Consider the following 19,516-nt stretch of genomic DNA (forward strand, 5'->3'; position numbering starts at 1 on the left):
ACATGCATTATTTTTATGCTGAATATGGGCCAATAACAACGATATCCATTCTGACTCCCAATGGGGATAAAAAAGCAAGTAGACAAGTTTCCGTATCCAAGGAGTCTTTTGTTAATGATTTAACAGAAAAAATGATTGAACTATCGCATGAACAAAATCTTTACCACAATGATATATGTGCAATTGGAGTAGTAGTGGATGCTACAGAAATGCTTAATTGGGAATCAAAGAAACAACTCCAACAAGAATTAGAGGCTTCATTTAGTTTTACAGCTGTTGTTGACCCGGATAAAAAGGTTGTTCTGAAAAAGTTGCTTGAAAATGCAAAATGAATGGTATATTAAATCCCTCAGAACCCTGGTTCTGAGGGGTTTTTTTCCGCTGCTCCTTCTTTGTCCAGTATTTTCATTTTTTTTGTTAGTTTTTCCAACGCCACATCAATTTCCTGTTTTTGTTTTTGCAATTTCTTCTGATGATCCCGAAATATTCGTGTTCTTTCTCCTAATGTGCTGTCTCCCTTCATATGAAGTTGTGCCACACGTCGTAGTGTTTCAATAGGCATTCCTGTTGCACGCATACAACCTATTAATTCCAGCCAAAATAAATCTTCCTCTTTAAACATTCTGTAACCATTAACGTTGCGCTTTATAAATGGCAAAAGCCCTTCATTGTCGTAATATCGAATGGTTGATGCCGGAATTTCCACTTTTTCGGAAGCCTTTTTAATCGTCAACATTTTTTACACTCCCTGTTCTTCATTTTCTTCTGTGCGTAATTTCGGCGGTACGATAAAAAGTAACGGTGTGAGCAGGAATATGATAAAACCTGCGTAAATATTAATCCAGGCAACCCCGGCACCAAGTAAATAGGAAAACACTCCGATAAAAGACTTTTTGATTATATGAGGATCTTGAGCATTTTTAAATTCTGATTTTATTAAGTTACGGTTAATATACTCGTGCAATAAGATATACATCACTGTATTCCACGCCATCACAACACCAAACAAGCTCACCGCCAACGGATTTTGGTAGTATTCCCCCATTAAAGCTGTTGGAAACGGGATAAAAGACTGCGACATAAGAAAAAAACAATTGATCCAAACCAAAGCGAAATTGGCTTTACGAGCAAGTTTAAAGATATAATAGTGGTTAATCCAAAATTTGCAAATAATCACAATACTAATAAACCAACTTGCCAATTTGGGTAGTAATGAAATTAAGGCATTGGCCAATTCACTTATACTTTGGGGATGATGAAGCACTGGAACTGCGAATTGTAGCACCAAAATTGTAATAACAATACCGAAGATGGCATCACTAAAAGCTGCAATTCGATCAAGCTCCACATTCCCCCGTGAAAAACGTTTAAAAAAACGTATCAAATAAACACTTCCATTCTTCTTTAGGTACACTATTATTATATACATTCAAGTAAACTTGAAGGCAAGCTATAAATTATTCAATTAAATAAGTGTTATCTACAGTAGTTACGGCGGAAACATTAATAGAATGCATCCTCTATCATTGTAAACATGTATTCCTTGATAGGTCCGGAATAATCTACCGAAACCTTGGTGGTCCTTGTAGCATGGTCTTAATCTATGCCAAATCCACCACCCTTAACCTTGTTTGTGTCCATGGTAGTTATCCATTGCGGATGGGGAAAATAGCCCTTTATAGCACCCATCCGCGCAGAAAGCGTACCATGGACACTCACTTTCTAAGTTCCGCTGGTGGGGCCCCGACCCCTTCCAGCGATCACTAAGAAGTGGCACAGCGGTCAAGGGCAAGCAGCTACGCTGTGGTTATGCAGTCTTATGTTTGAATACGTTGAATACGATAAAAAATTACTGTAGATAATGTTTCCACAAAGTTAATATTTAGGCATTTTCAGTATCTTAAAATACTATGAAAACGGTGAAAAAACATACTGTAGATAATGGCCCGATTGCTTAATTGCATTGTATCATCGGAATTCATTTAGCTAAATTACTTCTTCATAATTAATTGGTTGATTATTTTCATTAAGTAAATAATAAGCTGAAGAACTAAAATCTATCATTACCAACAGGTTTATAAAATCCCCTCCCACGTAGTGGGGGAGTCATTTTTTATTATTGAAATAATCTTTAACCTTTTTTAAGTAATGTTTTTTTGCCATTCTTAAATTTTCCTTGGTAAACAGTTCTTGGTTCTTTTGTTTAAACTCCTTTAATACCTTATAATCATCCGTATTTTCTTTCACCTCCCTTATACGTTTTTTAACGGTACCAACAAGAAATATACACACAATTGCAATAAATAAATACGTACCAATATAAAAGTCACCAATTTGTATAGTTAAGAACTCTGCCAAACTATCAAGAAAAGTTTTGGAGCCCATTACCTTGTACGTCCTTTAAGCATAGCCATCCGCGTAGCCATTTTTCCTCCGTTTATTAATGCACCACTTGAGCCGGTTGCATACCACATATGCCTGGTAACGGATGGTCCACGAATAAGTAAAACACTAAATCCAATCAATAACATGAAATTCCACCAGGTCAAATCAGATGTTATTATTTGTACAATACTTACCATTAAAGCCATTTGAAGTAGAATTGTTGTTATTTGTGATAACACTTCACGCCACCATACCGACATGTAATTATTGTCATCCGCGCACAATGTTACAGCTGCTATTACAGATAACAATTCGAGTAGCACGATATCAGCATGATAAATGCACATTTTGATTGTAAAAGCGATAAATGCAACCAATAAGAAGCCAAGTAAAATAAGAAAAACAAATCCGTCACCAATCATGTCACCAATGCTACCCCTGTGGAGATAATCAATAATCACTCCTGTTGAATAATCACCAATCTTACCGAACATCCATGAACCTAAAGGAGCGACAATACCCAAAATAATAAAAGTTAGTGCTGCTGGCAATATGGCAACCATTGCGGAAGCTAAAACTGCACGTATAATAATCTCAGATAAGCCAACTTCTACACTTCCACCCCTTGCAGAAGTTTGAATCATATACTGAATTACTTTAAATAAACAAATACAAAGCATTAATGATCCGCCAATAGCTATAAATATAGGGAATAACTTTTCCATGAACCCAGTTAGACCTTCATGATTAAATACAATATTGCTTAGAGCATCGAAAATAAATCCCATTACTTCTTTTATCACTTCATAAAAGAAATCATAAATATTATCTGTTAAATCAAACACGGGACTCCCTCCTTAATTTAACCAACCCGATTTATTTTCCACTTTCCTTCTTCCAAAGCCATCTCTATTTTTAACATGCTCTCACCAACATTCATTTCATTTGCATCTAATCTCAATAAGACTGTTTCCTTTTCTTCATTTACTTGATAATCAGTAATTGAAAAATTACTGTTAAAAACCGCCTTATTATTAGTTGAACTATTTATAAGGAAAAAAAGATACTCTGAATCAATATCCTCTGTTTTTCGATTTTCCAATGCATATTCTATTTTTTGCATATAATTATCTGAAAAATATTCTTTCATATTTTCATTTATTAACTTTTTGATATCCTCACTTTTTAACGAAGAAACAGGTTCCTCATACTTATAAAGTGATAAAAACTCATTCATTCGTTCTTTACTATCTTTTGCTGCTGTATCAGCATTGAATCCTCCACTCTCACTACATGCTGCAAGTAATAAGCTCCCCAGCATTAACAAAAATAGATACTTTTTCATGTTCAACAACTCCTTTGGATGATATTAGAGAAAGACATAAAAGGGAAAATCCCCTTTTATGCCAATCCCATACCTTGAGATTGCTCTTCCTGTTGCTCTTGTTTCGGTGCATTATCTTTTGATAAGAAATTATTTAAACTCTTTCTTGCTTGTACATCTTCTTTAAAAAAATCCTGTACCTTATCAACTTTTTCTTGAAGCCCTTGATTATGTCGTGATAATTCTTTATTTTGATTAGAAAGGGATTGATTTTCAGTTTTTAACTTCTTAATTTCTTGTTTTAAGTCATTGACTTCAACATCTTTTGATTTTTCTTGTTTACTATTAGCATCCAATTTGTGTTCTTTTTCCGGTTGTATGGTTTTTTGCTGCTGTATTTGCTGTCCAATTTTTCCATTCTGATAATCCTTAAATGCGGTTAAGTGCCCAGGGGTGCTCATACCATGATTTTCACTTGCAATATAGGCTATATACCGATCATGGCGTTCATCATCTTGAAAGGCCCCAATTGTTATTTCATCTGTATTATTATGATTATACAAATCTTGTACTGTCACACTGTATTCTTCGCCATTTATTAATTCATTGGCTGTTATCCCTAAGTCATTAAGAACTTTTTTATCACCATCCTCAGTTTCCAAAAAACCCCTTAATGTAGGCTGGTATTTTTTACTGAATACCATTTGTTCTTGTCCTTTATCTTGTTGTGTAAAACGATCTTCCAATTGCTGTGCCATTTCTTTAGTTTGTTGCGTTAAATCCGTAACAGCATTTCTTATTTCATTACGAGCGCTATCTTTCACGTGTTCAACCTTATCCGTAATACCAGTAGTTAAATTGTTTTTTGACTCTTGGACTTTCTGAATAAGAGCGTCTTTAAAGTTCTCTAACATCTCTTTGAGTCGATGTCGCAAATCATCAAGGAAGTCTGGAAACGTTTGTCTATTTTCTTGATTGCTTTCCAATAGTTTTTCGACCTTTTGAAAGTGCTCCTGTAGCATGTTTTCCACTTGTTGCTGGGTCAATAATGACTGACCATTCTTATTGCCTTCTAAGCCTTGATTAATCACATTAATTAATTCTTCTCCATGCACTTCAATAGCTTCATCTAACACTTTCCTATTCACCATTTATTCCTCCTTTAAAATGATTATCCAAAAAAGTTAGCTGCAGCATCATCTTGTGATTCAAATTCCTGTTTTTCTCGCTTTTCTTGTTGTCTATCTTCAAACCGCCTAACCTTTTCTTGAAATGCATCCAACACGTCTTCATTTGGATTACTGGTATACGCAGTTTGGCTGACTTTGAATTTCCCTACCTGATTTGGACCGGATGTAATCCCCGGAAATACTTTAAATTGATAGGCTTTTTTAGCGACAATTGGATTTTTGCCTGCCATAATAATAATGCTTTCATCCGTATTCATAGTTAATATCTCATCTAGATTTTTTAATTTTCGTGTTGTATAAGAAAAGTTCTCGGAGGCTGAGTTACTCTCTGTCTTACCTTTACTTTTGGAGGTCGAACCCGTTTCAACCTTTACGGTTGCTTCCCCCAATTCTTTCATGAAATAACCGGCAGTTGTTGTATTCACATTTCCTAAGCAAATACGTACAGCACAATTCCCCATAATTGATTCAGCCTTTTCTCGCTTATATTTGGAGGTTAACTGTGTAATGTTTTGAATGATTGTCGCAACACCGATACCATACCCTCTGCATGTTGCGAGAAATATTTCGTAGTTATTGAATTTACCCAGATTCGGAAATTCATCTAATATGAAATAAACAGGTTGAGGTAATTTCGCATAATTTTCATCACCTATCCGGTATAATTCATTAAACATTTGCTGGAAAAACAAATTAATTAACCCTTCCCAAGTATCATCCATTACGGGAATCAACACATAAATAACCATCTTTTTTCTGCCAACATCCCCGACAAAAAAGTCAGAAAATGAAGTGAAGGACGCAACTTCATCATCAATGAAATCTGCAATGGTTGTTAGCAAAGACATGATGATGGAACCTTGCATATCCCCTCTTGATTTTTTATAACCAAGTTCATATGCTCGCCTAGCCGGATGCGATCGATCTAGTGACATGAATTGTTCATCCAATTCATTCTCACCATCTTTATTTTCCTCTGGATCAAATTCCTGTAAGAATTTTAATATACCCGGCATATTCTGGTCTTTGGGCTGCATCTCATAAACAGAATACAGTATTAAAGCCCTTAAAAATGCAGCTTGTGAGAGATACCAAATATCTTTTGCATCTGAATTATTTTTCGCACTGACAATGCTGTTTGCAACGGTTGCAGCATCTTTATTTTTTCGTACATAATCAAATGGATTGTATCGGTCACTATTTTCCATGTTTTTAAAATTTACAACCCGAACTTCATAGCCTTGTTTTTTCTTAATTTCAGCTGTTTCCTCATAGATCTCCCCCTTTGGATCAGTTACCACAACGGAGCATTCTCTTTCGTTCAATACGTTTGTCATAACATAGCTCTGTGTCTTATAAGAACCTGGTCCACCTACAACTAAGTGATTTCTGTTCGGAGCTTTGCTATCAGTAGGCTGCGTGATTAACTTATTATGAAACAACCCGGTAATAATGCCATTAGTTTTCATGTTTACCGCCCCCATCATCTAAAGATTGTAGAAACTCTTTAAAAGTTTCTTTAGTACTGCATCCATTAAACTCACCATTATTGAAAAGTTCTTTGGATGTAGCAAACCGGGCTGAACCATGACTTTGCTCTTTTGCATCTACTTCCCAGCCTTCCTTTGACTTCCCTAACCGGTATGAAACGAAGATAGCGTATAGGAAAGCCGCTGCTATGAGTGCCCAAAATAAAGGGTTATTGGCATTAACTAATATCTGCATTGTTTCAATTGGATGAAGTAATATCGTTAAACTTTGGTCTTTAATTAGTTCAACAGATAACGAATCTGTGTGATTCGCAATAAACGGAATCAAAGTTGAAATTTGTAAAACAATCAAAAATAAAAAAGTGAACACCAGGATAAACAGCCCTATATGTTTAAATTTCATATCTTTGACCTCCTAACTTTGACTGATTGGATTAATAAACCCGTAAGATTCAAGGTTTGTAATGAGGTAACTTCCTTCCTTCTGTTCAACATCAATTCGGAATAATTGATTCCGTTTGCTTCCATCGCTACCTTCCATTTTGTATGTACTTGTTAAGTACACTAAAGCGTCTGTTACCTTTTCAGTCGAGGTTGGTGTAATATAAACCTTTATACCTTTCACATCATTTTCGAATTTTATTTTCGGTACATCCGCACCCATCATCCCTTGAATATTTTGTAAGATATTTTCTTTCACCATGCCTTCTGCAACCTTAAATCTCGATTTATAATCTTCGTTGTTATAATCAAATAAAGTTGTAAAAGCTTCTTTAATGAATTTTATTTTCCCCTGTGCTGCATTTGTTGCTTTTGCATATTCCGTTGTTTCTTCCGCATTAGATGATTCCTGCTGTTTAACTTCTGATTTATTAACTTGAAAGTCTTGATCACTTGTTACTTCCTTAGCATCTGCGTTTGATGTGGTTTCCTCCTGATTATTATCCTGCATTGTTAATTCTCCAGCGTATAAGAAGATGAAAATAATGTTGGTTAAAATCAACGCGCCAATTAAGAAGTAATGCTTCATTGTTGGTCACTTCCTTTATTCAAAACTAGCAAGTCTGCCAAATCCTACAAAATGGGAAGCCCAATATTCATTATTAATATTGGAGAACCCAATACCGGAACCATTTGCATTAAACATGCGGTTCCCCCCGACATAAATTCCAACATGTGTGATTCGTTTATTTGTTTCATATGTTCCTTCAAAAAAGACTAAGTCCCCTGGCTCTGCTTCTGCCATAGATATCCTTTTACTAGCTTCATATTGTGCCTGAGCTGTACGGGGAATATTAATGCCTGCCTGACCAAACGCCCACATCATTAATCCGGAACAATCGAACCCAACACTGGGATGGGCCCCCGACCAAACATAAGGATCCCCCGTGAATTGTTTCATGCTATTTATAATAGATTGCAAAGTTTGATTATCTACCATGACAATTTCCATATTGCCTTGCTTACTTCCACCGCTTAAATTTGTCATGACGTTTTTCACATAATGAACATCACCGTAGCTATTCCAACCCAATTTATTTGCCTGCATGTTTGCGAATTGTTTTGCCAGTTCAACTGTATGCTTACCGCCATGTTCAGCAACATAATCAATGTAACCCATCCCAAAATTATAAGATTGAACGATAGTATGAAAATCAACGCCTGCTTTCTCCCCTTTTACCAACAGGGATTTAAAATATTGAACACCAATTTCTACACTTCGCACAGGGTCTTGAATTGCATTTGGCGGTAACCCTAATGATTCAGATGCCTGCATAATATCTAATGTGTCAGAATGGCCTAATTCTTGATACATTAATGCTAAGAGAAACTCTGTGTATTTTTCTATTCCTGCTGCTTCCGTATACCGGGAAATAAGTTCCCGATATTGTGCAATATGCTTTGGTACTTGTGCTTTTCCATCAATTGTTCCCATCGCACCTGGAAATGTACCGTATTCCTCTTGTTGAGAACTTTCCAATCCCAAAACTGCTGCAGCAAGCAATAGAATTAGGATTAAAAGCGCATATACGATTTTTTTCCAATGATTCTTTGCAACCATAACCCCTTTGGCAGTAGCAACAGTAGCCGTGGCTGACATGGTTTCACCTTCTTTTAAAGCTATTCTTTTAGGTTAGCCATTTTTTCTTTTGCCTTCCCTAATGACTTTTCCAGCTTCTCCTTTTTGTTCTTATCATCAGCGTCTTTAATATCCTTTTTTAAGGATTGAATTTCTTTTTCGAGTCTAGCAATTTCTTCCTTTTCCTGCTGCTCTTTTTCCACTTTTTCAATCATCTCTTTAAGTTCTTTATCCTCAAATTTTAAAGCAAGGTATTCAGCCGAATGTAAATCCCCATGCTCTACAAACGCTTTCCCCATGCGATTTGCGAGTTTAGGATCTGTAATAAAACTTTTTCTGCTGGCCAACTGTGATTTGTCATAAGAAACAATTGCTTTTTCATCAGAAAGTCGCAAATTATCTTCTAATGTTAAATCAAGTAATTTTTCTTTCTGGCCTTTTTCATATAAAATAGAAACAACCTTTTTCACACTTTTGATAGTAGGATTGTAAGACAATCCCAGTTGATATTGTTCATGCGAGTAAAGGAAATCGGTGATGGCTTCTTTGCTTTGCTCCATTTGTTCCATGATTGTTATTACATTTTTGAAATTACCATTTTCAACCGCATGAACTTTATCAATCTTTAACTCTTTCATTTCCATTTTTTCTTCGTATTTCTTCGCTAGGGCTTCTTGCTTCATATCGGTAAATAGATAACCGCTAATTGCACCAATCCCCAAAATAACAACAGTTGTCATAACTAGCCTTCGGTAACGTTTTTTAGCACGTTGTTTAATGGATACAATATCTTGGAAATATTGATACTGCGTATAATCATAACTGTCCTGAAGGTCTTCCTGTAAACCCTTAAGGGTTTCTGTTTCCTTAATGGTTGCCATCAATTTATTAATCTGCGCTTGTTCTTGCCTTGAAGTGAATAGCTTCTTCTTTTTATATGCATCTATCCCATGCCGTAAAAATGCCTCATAGGATTGACACGAAATTAAACTATAAGCCAATGCCTTATATTGTTCCAACGCTGTATATTCCTGCTGGTCCATTAGATGAAAGACATCCATATAAGCAAATTTGGTGGTGGTCATTGGACGAAAAAACACGGTACTCGGATGTAGTGAAATCCATTTATTTTTCGACAATGGTTCCATTTCTAATACACTTTTTACTGCTGCCATTCGAACGGGTAACGTTTCTTTTTTTAATGCTTCCAGATTAATGTGTTCTTCAGGAATTTCATAAACAACATTCACCCGGCCGTTCTCTCGTTCAATGCTTTGTAATGGAAGCAAGTCTTTATATTGATTATGTGCTGCCTTCAATTGCTGCAATTCTTTTTCTTCAATTGGTTGGGAATTCTTTTCGGTAAATTGCAACGATAGTGTTTCATTGATCTGCTTGATACTGCCAAATCCTAAATTATGAATTTTCATGGTAAACCTCCTTTTTTACGACATGGAGAACGCTTTGGCTTCTTCTCGTTCTGTCTTGGTTAAAATGATTTCATCTTCATAGTTTGGTTTTTCTTCGGCACTGACTTTATATTCTTTTTCATACCGCTGTTGATTCCATAAACGTAATTCTTCTTTTGTGAGTTCTACTTTCATAAATGCTCGGTTGGAACCATGAACATATAAAGCTTCGCCCTGACGTCTTGCTCGCAATAATTGTTTTTCTTCCTCCGAAAAGTTTTCTTTCAACCGTTCCATTAACTCATCTACACCACTGTTGTCTAATCCAAAGAAAACCTTTGTAAAGCTGTTACCAATAATGGATGGTCCTAAATTATCCGCAGCATCTAACACATCTTGGATTTGCTGTGTTCCAGCAATAGCACCCGCATTATATTTTCTAAATCGCTTATAGGCGTCATAAAAGAATCGCATGGAATCCGGATTTTTGGATAAAAAGTGGAACTCATCTATAAAGCAATAGACAGTTTCATCTTTGTTTTTGGTAATGGCATCCCATAGATATGAAAATGTATTCAGGTAAGCTGCTGCCTGTACATCAACTTCATTTTGTAATTGGAATAAGTTAAAACTAACGATTTGGCTTTCCAGGCTTACATTCGTATAACCATTAAAAATGGTGTTAGATCCTGTACAGTAACTTTCTAAAATGTAATAGAAGTCTTTCACTCGTTCGAATCGCTCTATATCATCCTGTTTTAATTTTCCCAATTCATGATATAAGTCGGATAAGATGGGAAAATCCTCAGCTGTCATATCATCAATAGACTGGAATGTATAAACGCCTTTATTAACGTAGGTATTATGAATAACCCGATCTAAAATAGCCTTTTCAACTTGGCTTAAATCCGGTTTGATAACTTGAAAAAACGTTTTTAAACGTTGAATTTTATTTTTTATAAGGTACTCCATTGACTCATGTTGCTGATTATTACCTGTGTCCGAACTAAATATTTCAAAGGGATTAATTTTGGTTAATGCATTAGAAGATAAATGAATAACCTGACCGCCTAACGCTTTAACAATTTCGGAGTATTCATTCTCAGGATCGATTATGAACGACCGGAATCCCATTGCAAACGTACGCATGATTTTCTGAACAATATACGTTGTTTTCCCTACGCCGGATGTGCCAATGATAACCATGTTTTGATTTAATACCTTTTCTTCATCCAAATAGTTAACGCCAATTAACGAACCTGTTTCACGGTTTACACCTTCAATTTGGCTTGTTGGTGATAAATCCAAAATTTCAGCATCATCAAATGGCATAAAAGAGGAAGCTGCTTCTGTGTTGCTTAATCGTGAGGTGTAATCTTTTAATAAATTCTGTTGAATTGGAAGTGCAGACCAAAAAGCATGATGCATGGCTTTGTTTGGTGTTAACTCTTTTAACCCTAGTTTTTGTAAGGTTTTTCGGATATTTTCATTTAAATTATCTAATTCGTCCATACTTTTAGCTTGCAGGAAGATGTACGTTGATTGTTCCAGGTATGTTGTTTGTGATTCTAGGTATTTATCCAGTTCATTATTAGCTGAATTTATGGCTTTCTTAAGTTGTTTCTTATGGTATGGATCAACGCTTTTTTCCATTTCAACTGTTTTATTTTTAATTAACTCGTTATAATGATGTACCATTTTAGAATCGTCCGCTGATTGTAGATGTTGCGAAATCGTGATATTTCCTTTTTTACGTTTTAATTCAGATAACCAATTTCCAAACTGTTCACTTGGATAACCAGTAATCGTTAAAATCCGAATATAGTTGCTTCCGGCTTCAATATGATCAGCCTTTTCTTCCCATGAAAATGGGTAAATATCGTCAAGTGATGCAGTGTCAATGACTTCCTGAATAGTTTCCTCTTGTTGCTGTTCATTTTTAACGGATCCTTCTGATTTGCTTTTAGAAAATGGTAACAAAAAAGAACGTAAAACAGACATTTACTCACCCCTTTCTTTATCTGCGATTAAAGTTCATAAACCAGTACAAAATATCCTTATACTCATTGGCATTTAACTTCCGCACGGCTACGTCGTAATCAAGAAAAGTGCTTTCTAATGATCGTTTTAGTTCTTCTACTTTTTCATCTAGGTTTTTAGCTGCCATGTCTAGTGCTTCGATTGTTCCCTCTCTCACCTTTTCGCTGATTACAATAAGATGTTTCTTCGTAGTCATTTTCGATTTATCTCGAATATCTTCGTAATGCTGTATATATGAACTGATTAAACTTTGTTTAATTGGATCGTTTTCTTTTTCAGCCTGCATCAATCGATTTCTCCATGATAGAAGATAAGGCTTCCAATCTACCGGAACTGTCATATCTAATGTTTGAATAGATGTATTTGTTGAGTTGCCGGAAAAATAACTGGTCAGAAATGAAGCATAATCTTCAAACACATTGGTTTGTTCAAATTCATTGAAGAGTTCCATATTAATACCTGTTGCATCCAAAGCAGCAACTAACGTATTATTATCCAACAATACATATTCAAGATACTGAGCCTTTAATAGTGACATGTCCTGTATAGAATGACTGTGTTCACGCTGTTGTTCATGTTCAGCCAATGACATTTCATATGGTTTTTCTTTTTTCGTTTTAAACACATTATCACCTTGCTTTAAAAATGATCTTTTCGCTGCTTCTTGATATAAAATAACTTCTTACGATTACGAAAATCCTGTTGTTGCCTTAACCAATTCAAAAGTGTTATATTTCGCCTTTCTGGGATTGGCTTTGCTATCACAATCGCAAGTCCTGTTAATGCAACCATAGCTCCAATAAATATCCGAATAATCAACAGTAAAGTTGTATACGGAGGTATTAGGATAATTCCAATACCAACCAGGGTAAACGGCAATATAATAAATACAAAGCTTTTCAGAGACACTCCGGCTACAATGTTGTAATCTGCCTGAACATCTTCGGGAAATGAAAAGTGTTTGCCTTTTTTATTTTCATCCATATTTAGCCTTCTTTCTTATTGGAAAAGCTGGAATACCCATGGAGTAATCCAAACAATTGCAGCACCTAAAGCTACAGCCCCCATCACACGTCCGATAGAACGAAAAACCTCATCTTTTTCATGTGGATTTTTTAATTTATGCATGCTCGTAATAAGGATAAAGAGCGAAATACAAATACCCACAATGACAACTAAACCTGTCAATATACCTTGGATTTGTGATAATGCAGAATTAATTCTTCCTCCAATACCTGCTAAAAGATATAAATTCATTGGTCATCCTCCCTCTTGATTGTTCGATTTAATTCGAAATGTTGCTTTTGACCTTGTTTCAGATCTTCCATTTCTTTTAATCTCTTTTCTGCATTTTGTTTGGTTAAATAGGTTGTAAGTTTGTTCATACTTCCATCGTGCTGAACTTTTCCTAAATAATACCCCTGCTCAGTTTTAAGACAATGAACCTGATTTTCATATCGTTGCAATGCTTTATGTGTTGTGAGTCCAAATAATTCAAAGAAACCTTCTAAGATAGCCGAGCCTGCAAATTGCACTTCTATTGCACCACGATTCATTTTGAGTGACTTTTCATGTAAAGCATCCATGGAAATATGTTCAAGTTGATCCATCTCTTGTAAAGAAGTTCCTTTTCGCAATAAATAATTTTCCAATTTCCCCTTACTGATGGAAGTTCCCCTCTCGGCTTTTTCCTGCATAATTTGTTTTCGTAATGTGGAAATTGGTTTAGTATGCGTAGTTTGCCAATGAAGTTTATCTTGTTCTGATAATGCTCGAAACGAATCGTATAACATGCCTTTGTCCTTTCCTGCGGTCAGGATAATGTTCTCATTCATAAAAACTTCATATGAGATAGAAACTTTCCGGGGCGCAGAAATAATACCACCTCCTTATATGTATAAAATTATAACAATTAATGTTATGTATTTATATAATATCATTGATTAGTATTGATTTCCAGTAACTTCTGGAAATTTTTAAGGTTATTTTCCAAAAATAAACTTGCGCTGATATCAAGTAGTTTGGCTTGTTGCTGTAAATATTCTTTTAAGAAGGGCGTAAGACGAACTCCTAATTGTAGATTTTTCATTTCTTGTGTTTGCATCGGCATTAAATCATGATCATCATGTGCTTTATGAACTAATAATGAAAAATTAATAAGAGCTGTTTTTGTAATATTTGTTTGTTTAAATAAATCTTCCAGTAATGTTTTAGTTGGTTGTGACACCCTAAAATTCGTTAAGGTCAATTTATTTTCTAAGTTCTGAACTGGTTGCCATAGCTTGTCCGTTTCCGAAATAGATTGTTCCAATACATATCCGAGTAAATTGGAGAAGTTATATTCATACTGCATATGTTGGATATATTTTTTATACAAATCTTTGGGCACTTGAATAGTGATTGATTCAGCTTTTTCTTGCTGCATAAAATACTGTACGTCTTTAATTTCATAAGAGTTTTCTTTATTCCCATGAATATGTAAATGGTAATACAGGTGTACGATGGCGATTCCCGGCAGTGTAGATCCAATAGCATTACTTCGTTTTTGCAATACTTGTTTCACTTCATCTCTTACAGGTATATTAGTTCTCATAAATTCCCCTCCTTTTTGTATAATATAAGTTTTAAGACGTTCATGCCAACACCTGTAAGAGATTACCTTCCCAAACCTTTGTTCCTTTGACGGTTTTGCAATCGTTTCATTTCCTGTACTTTCTCACGCTCTGCATAATCAGCTTGCTTCAATGATTTTTCCAATGTATTTTCTGCAGCTTGCACCATTGATGATAATGGTCGAATGGAACGGGTATCATTAAAGGAAATAAACGCTTGATTTTCTGGTTCATAAGATGATAAGACTTCATCCAGTTTTGCTTCACTTTCAACAGATAAATCCTTTGTATCTTTACATTCGGCTACGAAATATTGTTGAACAGCCGCATTACCTGATAATACCTCCGCAAAACGTGTTTCTACATCAGGTTTGGTTGGCTTATTATGCAAATAGTTATGAAGTACATCGATAATTTGTTCTTTTTCAACTGTAGTAAACCGGAAAAGATCAACCTCCGCATTATCCTTTTGCAAAGATACTGGTTTTTCGAAGTACTCACTAAATCCAACAATTAATTCCTTTTCATTAATGGTCATATCGCTTCCAATATCGTCACCGTAAAACCTTTTCAGCTGATTATTATAGTGCTCATTTAAAAATGTTAGTGCTTTATCAGTTGATTGTTTGCGTTTAAATGTACTTTCAACCTTTTGCTGAATACTGGAATCCAACCGATTAAATGTCTTCGGTTTATTGAAGTCAATTCGATATACCTTCACCAGATTATTGAACGTATCCGATAGTTGTTCATTCTCATTCTTTATTTTCGTGTAAGAGTAATGACGATTTTGAATCAGTGTCGATAATTCATGATTAACATGCTCTTGTTCCCCTTCTTGAAGGAGCTTTTTAGCTTCTTCATTTCCAAAAATATGGTTATCAGTTACAGCTGCATCCACCATATATTTTTTAGCAAAGTCACTATACACATCTTTATTGATGTCAGGATAATGTTTGTCTAAAAACCGATTCGCTTCCTTTGATAAGATAGCATCAACATTTTGCAATCGTGCTTTCACATCATGGATCGTATGCAGCGTTTTTGATCTATCTTCTGCTCTGGTGCTGTTCTTAAGCGTAGAATACTCCCACCGTTCCAGCATTTTTTCTTTCTCTTTAATATTACGAAATGACACAAACATCTTTAGTTGTTTGGCTTCTTGTGCAATGGTTTTCTTTTCCTCCGGAGAAAAGTTGCGAGCAATTTTTTGGGCTTCTTTTAATTTTTCCCTCTCCTGCTTTAACTCATGTAACTGAACAACTTTTTGATTATGTTTGCGGATCTCATTATTAAAGGAAACGCGCTCTGAATCATCACCCATTTTTTGGGCAAAATAACCTTCATGAATAGTTGGTTCTTCTTGTTTATTTAATTCCTTGTGTGATTTGTGAGAAACCCTTTGTTCGTACCCGTTTCTTTCTAATGAATCATTTGCATAGTCGGCCCACATTCCACGCCATTTTTGAAAAGTTTCTCGATCTCCCCAGTTGGTTTTATTGATACGTTTTTCTTTTCCATTTTCTTGCTTAATTTTTGATGCTTTAGCATCCCATTCACCATTTTCTTTAAAACCCCTTGTAGTCAACATGACATGAAAATGAGGATTTTTTATATCATCCCTATGAATGGAAATATCAGCTACCATGCCTTCATTCACAAAAGCATCTTGGCAAAAATCCTTTGCTAACTTGCGCTGCTGATCATTTGATAATTCAACAGGTAAAGCTACATTAAATTCTCTTGCCAGTTGTGCATTTTTTTGTTTTTCAATTTTTTCAACTTCATTCCAAAGTTGCTCACGATTATTAGTCCATTTAGGCGCATTATCTGGCGACAGAATAAAAGAATCGGGTTTCACTAAACGACTATAATCATTTATTTTGTCATAGCGTTCACTATATAATTTTTCACTGCTTCTATAGGCCGCTGCTGCAATAGACGATTGCCCCTTTCCTCTGGAAATCATCTGACCTGAGAAATGATAAATTGCCATGATTGAACTTCCTTTCTTTTAACATGAGCGAAAGCGAATTTTTCCGCAAATAATTTTGAAGGCGATAGCCTTCTTTGCTCAACAGAGCAAAAAGCACGGCATCTTGTTTTCGAAAGAAAACAAAGGTGCATAAGTGCGCCCTTCGTCCTTTTGAACTTGGGAAACATTATATCATAAAATGGAAAACTTTACAAAGGGAGGATGAATATGCCATAATGAGATAAATAATTTTCTCCCGAAAGGATGATTGAAATATGGTAAATAAAATTCAAACCAAACAAGAGCAAATCGAAGAACTAAAAAGACAAATAAAAGAAGAAAAAACTAAAGTTGAATCGCGAATTGGTAAACAATTCTTAAAAACATTTCAACTAGATTATGAGGATGAAAAACAAGCACTTGAATTAATAAATTTACTTGCTGATCAATATAATGAAAAAACAGTCCAAAACCAAAATGAACCATCTTATAGCAATTAGGATTGATACCATGAATAAAATTGAACGTATTCAAGCAAGAATTAATGATCTAGAGTTGGATATTAATAGGGATAAATATAAGGAGAGAAAAATACGTACTAGAAGGTTAATTCAAAAAGGTGCATTACTTGAAAAGTATTTTGAATGTGAACACTTGTCAGTTAAAGATACTGAGGATTTGCTTCAAATGTTTGCGGATTATGTAAATAGTAAAAAGCTAGATAAATTTAATAAGGCACCGTAACCTTATCGATTACAGTGCCTTTTATTTTTAATTTTTTGGTGTGCATAAACAATATTTGCCATTGTTTATCGTTATGTAAATTCAGCAAGTAGTTCATCAAATTCAATCTGTCGTTTTCTTTCCACTTCCTTTGTTTCTGCTATATTATCTTCTTTAGAGGATTTCTGTTGCTTACGATTTTTAAACCAATCAGGTAAGACCTCCCCAGATGGTTTTTCAAAACTTGGATCATAACCGTTTGCAGCAAGTTCCATCTTTTCTTTTATCAAGTGTATCATTAAACCAACCGGACTCGTTATTTCACCCTGGCGAAAACCTATATTAATTATTTTAACCATGTTTTCCAACTGGGTTTGTACATCATCCTGATATAATCCTATTGCAGCATTTTTTATTTTTTTAAAGGCAGACAAAGAAATACTATATCCCTCTGCCAAATGGTTCAAATCATCAAACAGTTCCTTGTCGTATCCATTAATAACAGAATTATTTAATGATGTAAGTTCTTTTTTATTCTTACGTTTTATAAAAAATGCTAGTTTCGCTACTTTCCTTCCTTGTTTAATTTCCTCAAAGGTAACATCAATATCTGTTTTATTGTTAACTTCATTAATTGATGTCTTTAACACCCTTTGCTTAAGATGATTATATTTGGCATAAGTGCCTGCCTTTATTCCCATTTTTTCTTTAAAATCTACAATGGAAATTTCAAATTTATCCAGCTTCTCCCACTTCTTTGTTAACTCGTACAGTCGTATAGCATACATGCTATTCAATGATAAAATATTGCTTAACTTATACGATGTAAAAGCCCTTTTTAATTCAAGCAGGTATGGTTTCAGGATTGGATCGAATTTTAATTTTATCATTCCTTCGCCACTTATGTATCGCCCTACAGAAACCCAATGCGTTAATGTCCATCCGCCATCTTCCTCTGGTATCTCAATCAGTTTTGTCATAAGGTTTTCTACAATCTTTTTAATCTCTGTATACTTTTCACGACCTTCAAGACCTAACATATCGTGAAATTCTTTAACAGATATACTATATGTATAAAAATCGTCATCTCCAGGTTGAATCATACTAACCATCGTTAAAATTATCTTTTGCTCTCTAGCAGTTAAAGGCTGTTTGTATCTTGCTTCTATTAGTCTATTAGATTGTGTAACGAGGTTATTTTTCATCAACTTTATCACCCACTTTGATAGATCTAATTTAGTAAATTATACCACAAAAAATTATTTATGTGGCTTTAACTTATCTAAAATAATCTTTTTATATGATTTATTCAAAAATGAACCGAAATTGTGGTTTTAAATATATGAATATACCCGAATCGAAATTGTGGCATTTAATAATGATATAACCATGAAGTCTAGATGTGTAATAAGCAGATCTAAGTATGGAAACCATATGAGCTAACTATTGAACCGATAATGTGGCCCTTCGAACCGAATGTGTGGCTATTGAATCGAAATTGTGGCTTTTTGAACCGAATTTGTGATCTTTTCCGAACCGATAATGTGGCCTTTCGAATCGAAATTGTGGCATTATAAACCGAAATTGTGGTCTTTCGAACCGATTAAGTGGCATTTAGACAATATAAATTCACTTATATCAATACCTTAACCTTCTCTAAAACATATAAATCATTATAACAATTACAATATATAATATATAAAACAACAACAATAACCGTTGTTGTTATAAGAAACTTATTAATAAGATCCAATAACATAATAAAGGAACCGAAAAAGTGGCTTTTTATATTTTAATATAAATTTCTTTTTTTAGACTGCAAATTTGCCGATTGTTATAAAATTCTAATGGCCTTTTTAAAATTCAACCAGCCGATTAATAGTCATTTTTCGACGTCAGCATTCATATTTGGTGTTTTTTCATATAACAAGCCTCACAAGCCCTAAAAATGAATTGTGGGGCATTATCCGTTTGATTTAAAGGTTTTACCTGGAGTTCAAATTGTTTTGCCCTATCTAGGTGTTTATAGTACTTCTAAATCAATAACAATGAATCTGTCAAAGATATCTATAAGGCACTGGCTAAAAAAAATTGAATAAATCTTTCTGAATCCACCTGTTTTTACTGCATTTTTTGGCTTATTCCTGCAAAAGGTAATGTCAAAAAGCCTGTCTCTCCTTCAGCTATTTTATGAAGTATATTGTTTACTCGTTTTTATTAAATAAAATATTTGAATCCTCTTTTGCAAAAAAGTAATATTCCTTTTCTTAAGAAATAATCTTCGATAA

Annotated in this window: 22 protein-coding genes; 3 read left to right on the top strand and 19 right to left on the bottom strand. The window is 34.6% G+C overall.

Annotated features, from left to right (window positions below):
- Window positions 1–2 precede the first annotated feature (2 nt).
- Window positions 3–332: a hypothetical protein gene (locus B1K71_RS00610; protein WP_077324097.1), complete on the top strand. Its 330-nt coding sequence runs from the start codon at window positions 3–5 to the stop codon at window positions 330–332.
- A gap of 17 nt (window positions 333–349) precedes the next feature.
- Here B1K71_RS00610 and B1K71_RS00615 read toward each other — a convergent pair whose 3' ends face one another.
- From B1K71_RS00615 to mobQ, 18 genes are all read right to left on the bottom strand, one after another.
- Complete coding sequence (locus B1K71_RS00615) at window positions 350–736, bottom strand: MerR family transcriptional regulator (RefSeq protein WP_245799109.1); 387 nt, start codon at window positions 734–736, stop codon at window positions 350–352.
- A 3-nt stretch (window positions 737–739) separates the two neighbouring features.
- Window positions 740–1,348 (bottom strand): TMEM175 family protein, encoded by a 609-nt coding sequence (locus B1K71_RS00620; protein WP_175631787.1) that lies wholly within the window; start codon window positions 1,346–1,348, stop codon window positions 740–742.
- Window positions 1,349–2,106: 758 nt separating this feature from the next.
- Window positions 2,107–2,385, bottom strand: coding sequence for a hypothetical protein (locus B1K71_RS00625; RefSeq protein ID WP_077324099.1), 279 nt, complete (start codon window positions 2,383–2,385; stop codon window positions 2,107–2,109).
- The gene (locus B1K71_RS00630) at window positions 2,385–3,230 is read right to left on the bottom strand and encodes a conjugal transfer protein TrbL family protein (RefSeq protein WP_077324100.1); all 846 of its coding nucleotides are present in this window, start codon (window positions 3,228–3,230) and stop codon (window positions 2,385–2,387) included. Before B1K71_RS00630 ends, B1K71_RS00625 begins: the two co-directional genes overlap by 1 nt.
- 17 nt (window positions 3,231–3,247) lie before the next feature.
- Window positions 3,248–3,730 carry a hypothetical protein gene (locus B1K71_RS00635; protein WP_077324101.1) on the bottom strand — a complete coding sequence of 161 codons (483 nt, stop codon included), beginning with the start codon at window positions 3,728–3,730 and terminating at the stop codon, window positions 3,248–3,250.
- A gap of 56 nt (window positions 3,731–3,786) precedes the next feature.
- On the bottom strand, window positions 3,787–4,857 hold the full coding sequence (locus B1K71_RS00640; RefSeq protein ID WP_139343266.1) for a hypothetical protein: 1,071 nt from the start codon (window positions 4,855–4,857) through the stop codon (window positions 3,787–3,789).
- A 23-nt stretch (window positions 4,858–4,880) separates the two neighbouring features.
- Window positions 4,881–6,368, bottom strand: coding sequence for a VirD4-like conjugal transfer protein, CD1115 family (locus tag B1K71_RS00645; protein WP_077324103.1), 1,488 nt, complete (start codon window positions 6,366–6,368; stop codon window positions 4,881–4,883).
- Entirely contained in the window at window positions 6,358–6,792 is a 435-nt protein-coding gene (locus tag B1K71_RS00650) for a hypothetical protein (RefSeq protein ID WP_077324104.1), read from the bottom strand. Before B1K71_RS00650 ends, B1K71_RS00645 begins: the two co-directional genes overlap by 11 nt.
- A gap of 12 nt (window positions 6,793–6,804) precedes the next feature.
- On the bottom strand, window positions 6,805–7,419 hold the full coding sequence (locus B1K71_RS00655) for a hypothetical protein (protein ID WP_077324105.1): 615 nt from the start codon (window positions 7,417–7,419) through the stop codon (window positions 6,805–6,807).
- A gap of 15 nt (window positions 7,420–7,434) precedes the next feature.
- On the bottom strand, window positions 7,435–8,490 hold the full coding sequence (locus tag B1K71_RS00660) for a bifunctional lytic transglycosylase/C40 family peptidase (protein ID WP_077324106.1): 1,056 nt from the start codon (window positions 8,488–8,490) through the stop codon (window positions 7,435–7,437).
- A gap of 20 nt (window positions 8,491–8,510) precedes the next feature.
- On the bottom strand, window positions 8,511–9,719 hold the full coding sequence (locus tag B1K71_RS00665) for a hypothetical protein (RefSeq protein WP_139343268.1): 1,209 nt from the start codon (window positions 9,717–9,719) through the stop codon (window positions 8,511–8,513).
- Window positions 9,720–9,914: 195 nt separating this feature from the next.
- Window positions 9,915–11,879: a VirB4 family type IV secretion system protein gene (locus B1K71_RS00670; protein ID WP_077324108.1), complete on the bottom strand. Its 1,965-nt coding sequence runs from the start codon at window positions 11,877–11,879 to the stop codon at window positions 9,915–9,917.
- 16 nt (window positions 11,880–11,895) lie between these two features.
- Window positions 11,896–12,543 (bottom strand): TrsD/TraD family conjugative transfer protein, encoded by a 648-nt coding sequence (trsD, locus tag B1K71_RS00675; RefSeq protein ID WP_077324109.1) that lies wholly within the window; start codon window positions 12,541–12,543, stop codon window positions 11,896–11,898.
- A 14-nt stretch (window positions 12,544–12,557) separates the two neighbouring features.
- Window positions 12,558–12,902, bottom strand: coding sequence for a hypothetical protein (locus B1K71_RS00680; RefSeq protein WP_077324110.1), 345 nt, complete (start codon window positions 12,900–12,902; stop codon window positions 12,558–12,560).
- Window positions 12,903–12,917: 15 nt separating this feature from the next.
- Window positions 12,918–13,175: a CagC family type IV secretion system protein gene (locus tag B1K71_RS00685; protein ID WP_077324111.1), complete on the bottom strand. Its 258-nt coding sequence runs from the start codon at window positions 13,173–13,175 to the stop codon at window positions 12,918–12,920.
- Window positions 13,172–13,753, bottom strand: coding sequence for a hypothetical protein (locus B1K71_RS00690; RefSeq protein ID WP_077324112.1), 582 nt, complete (start codon window positions 13,751–13,753; stop codon window positions 13,172–13,174). The genes B1K71_RS00685 and B1K71_RS00690 overlap by 4 nt, the downstream gene beginning before the upstream one ends.
- A gap of 101 nt (window positions 13,754–13,854) precedes the next feature.
- Window positions 13,855–14,511 carry a hypothetical protein gene (locus B1K71_RS00695; protein WP_077324113.1) on the bottom strand — a complete coding sequence of 219 codons (657 nt, stop codon included), beginning with the start codon at window positions 14,509–14,511 and terminating at the stop codon, window positions 13,855–13,857.
- 62 nt (window positions 14,512–14,573) lie between these two features.
- Window positions 14,574–16,526: a MobQ family relaxase gene (mobQ, locus tag B1K71_RS00700; RefSeq protein ID WP_077324114.1), complete on the bottom strand. Its 1,953-nt coding sequence runs from the start codon at window positions 16,524–16,526 to the stop codon at window positions 14,574–14,576.
- A 254-nt stretch (window positions 16,527–16,780) separates the two neighbouring features.
- Here mobQ and B1K71_RS00705 point away from each other — a divergent pair, with 254 nt between their 5' ends.
- Window positions 16,781–17,005, top strand: a complete 225-nt coding sequence (locus B1K71_RS00705) for a hypothetical protein (protein WP_077324115.1) — start codon at window positions 16,781–16,783, stop codon at window positions 17,003–17,005.
- A 10-nt stretch (window positions 17,006–17,015) separates the two neighbouring features.
- A complete protein-coding gene (locus tag B1K71_RS00710) occupies window positions 17,016–17,249 on the top strand; it encodes a hypothetical protein (protein ID WP_139343269.1) in 234 nt (77 codons plus the stop codon).
- A gap of 71 nt (window positions 17,250–17,320) precedes the next feature.
- Here B1K71_RS00710 and B1K71_RS00715 read toward each other — a convergent pair whose 3' ends face one another.
- Entirely contained in the window at window positions 17,321–18,433 is a 1,113-nt protein-coding gene (locus B1K71_RS00715; RefSeq protein WP_077324117.1) for a replication initiation protein, read from the bottom strand.
- Window positions 18,434–19,516 lie beyond the last annotated feature (1,083 nt).

The sequence above is a fragment of the Virgibacillus siamensis genome, from assembly GCF_900162695.1.
Taxonomy (GTDB): Bacteria; Bacillota; Bacilli; order Bacillales; family Amphibacillaceae; genus Lentibacillus; species Lentibacillus siamensis_A.

Bases quoted from the DNA above. Each gene is read 5' to 3' on its own strand.
- B1K71_RS00610 (WP_077324097.1), top strand. From the start codon at position 3: ATGCATTATTTTTATGCTGAATATGGGCCAATAACAACGATATCCATT.
- B1K71_RS00615 (WP_245799109.1), bottom strand. From the start codon at position 736: ATGTTGACGATTAAAAAGGCTTCCGAAAAAGTGGAAATTCCGGCATCA.
- B1K71_RS00625 (WP_077324099.1), bottom strand. From the start codon at position 2,385: ATGGGCTCCAAAACTTTTCTTGATAGTTTGGCAGAGTTCTTAACTATA.
- B1K71_RS00635 (WP_077324101.1), bottom strand. From the start codon at position 3,730: ATGAAAAAGTATCTATTTTTGTTAATGCTGGGGAGCTTATTACTTGCA.
- B1K71_RS00645 (WP_077324103.1), bottom strand. From the start codon at position 6,368: ATGAAAACTAATGGCATTATTACCGGGTTGTTTCATAATAAGTTAATC.
- B1K71_RS00650 (WP_077324104.1), bottom strand. From the start codon at position 6,792: ATGAAATTTAAACATATAGGGCTGTTTATCCTGGTGTTCACTTTTTTA.
- B1K71_RS00655 (WP_077324105.1), bottom strand. From the start codon at position 7,419: ATGAAGCATTACTTCTTAATTGGCGCGTTGATTTTAACCAACATTATT.
- B1K71_RS00660 (WP_077324106.1), bottom strand. From the start codon at position 8,490: ATGTCAGCCACGGCTACTGTTGCTACTGCCAAAGGGGTTATGGTTGCA.
- B1K71_RS00670 (WP_077324108.1), bottom strand. From the start codon at position 11,879: ATGTCTGTTTTACGTTCTTTTTTGTTACCATTTTCTAAAAGCAAATCA.
- B1K71_RS00680 (WP_077324110.1), bottom strand. From the start codon at position 12,902: ATGGATGAAAATAAAAAAGGCAAACACTTTTCATTTCCCGAAGATGTT.
- B1K71_RS00685 (WP_077324111.1), bottom strand. From the start codon at position 13,175: ATGAATTTATATCTTTTAGCAGGTATTGGAGGAAGAATTAATTCTGCA.
- B1K71_RS00690 (WP_077324112.1), bottom strand. From the start codon at position 13,753: ATGAATGAGAACATTATCCTGACCGCAGGAAAGGACAAAGGCATGTTA.
- B1K71_RS00695 (WP_077324113.1), bottom strand. From the start codon at position 14,511: ATGAGAACTAATATACCTGTAAGAGATGAAGTGAAACAAGTATTGCAA.
- mobQ (WP_077324114.1), bottom strand. From the start codon at position 16,526: ATGGCAATTTATCATTTCTCAGGTCAGATGATTTCCAGAGGAAAGGGG.
- B1K71_RS00705 (WP_077324115.1), top strand. From the start codon at position 16,781: ATGGTAAATAAAATTCAAACCAAACAAGAGCAAATCGAAGAACTAAAA.
- B1K71_RS00710 (WP_139343269.1), top strand. From the start codon at position 17,016: ATGAATAAAATTGAACGTATTCAAGCAAGAATTAATGATCTAGAGTTG.
- B1K71_RS00715 (WP_077324117.1), bottom strand. From the start codon at position 18,433: ATGAAAAATAACCTCGTTACACAATCTAATAGACTAATAGAAGCAAGA.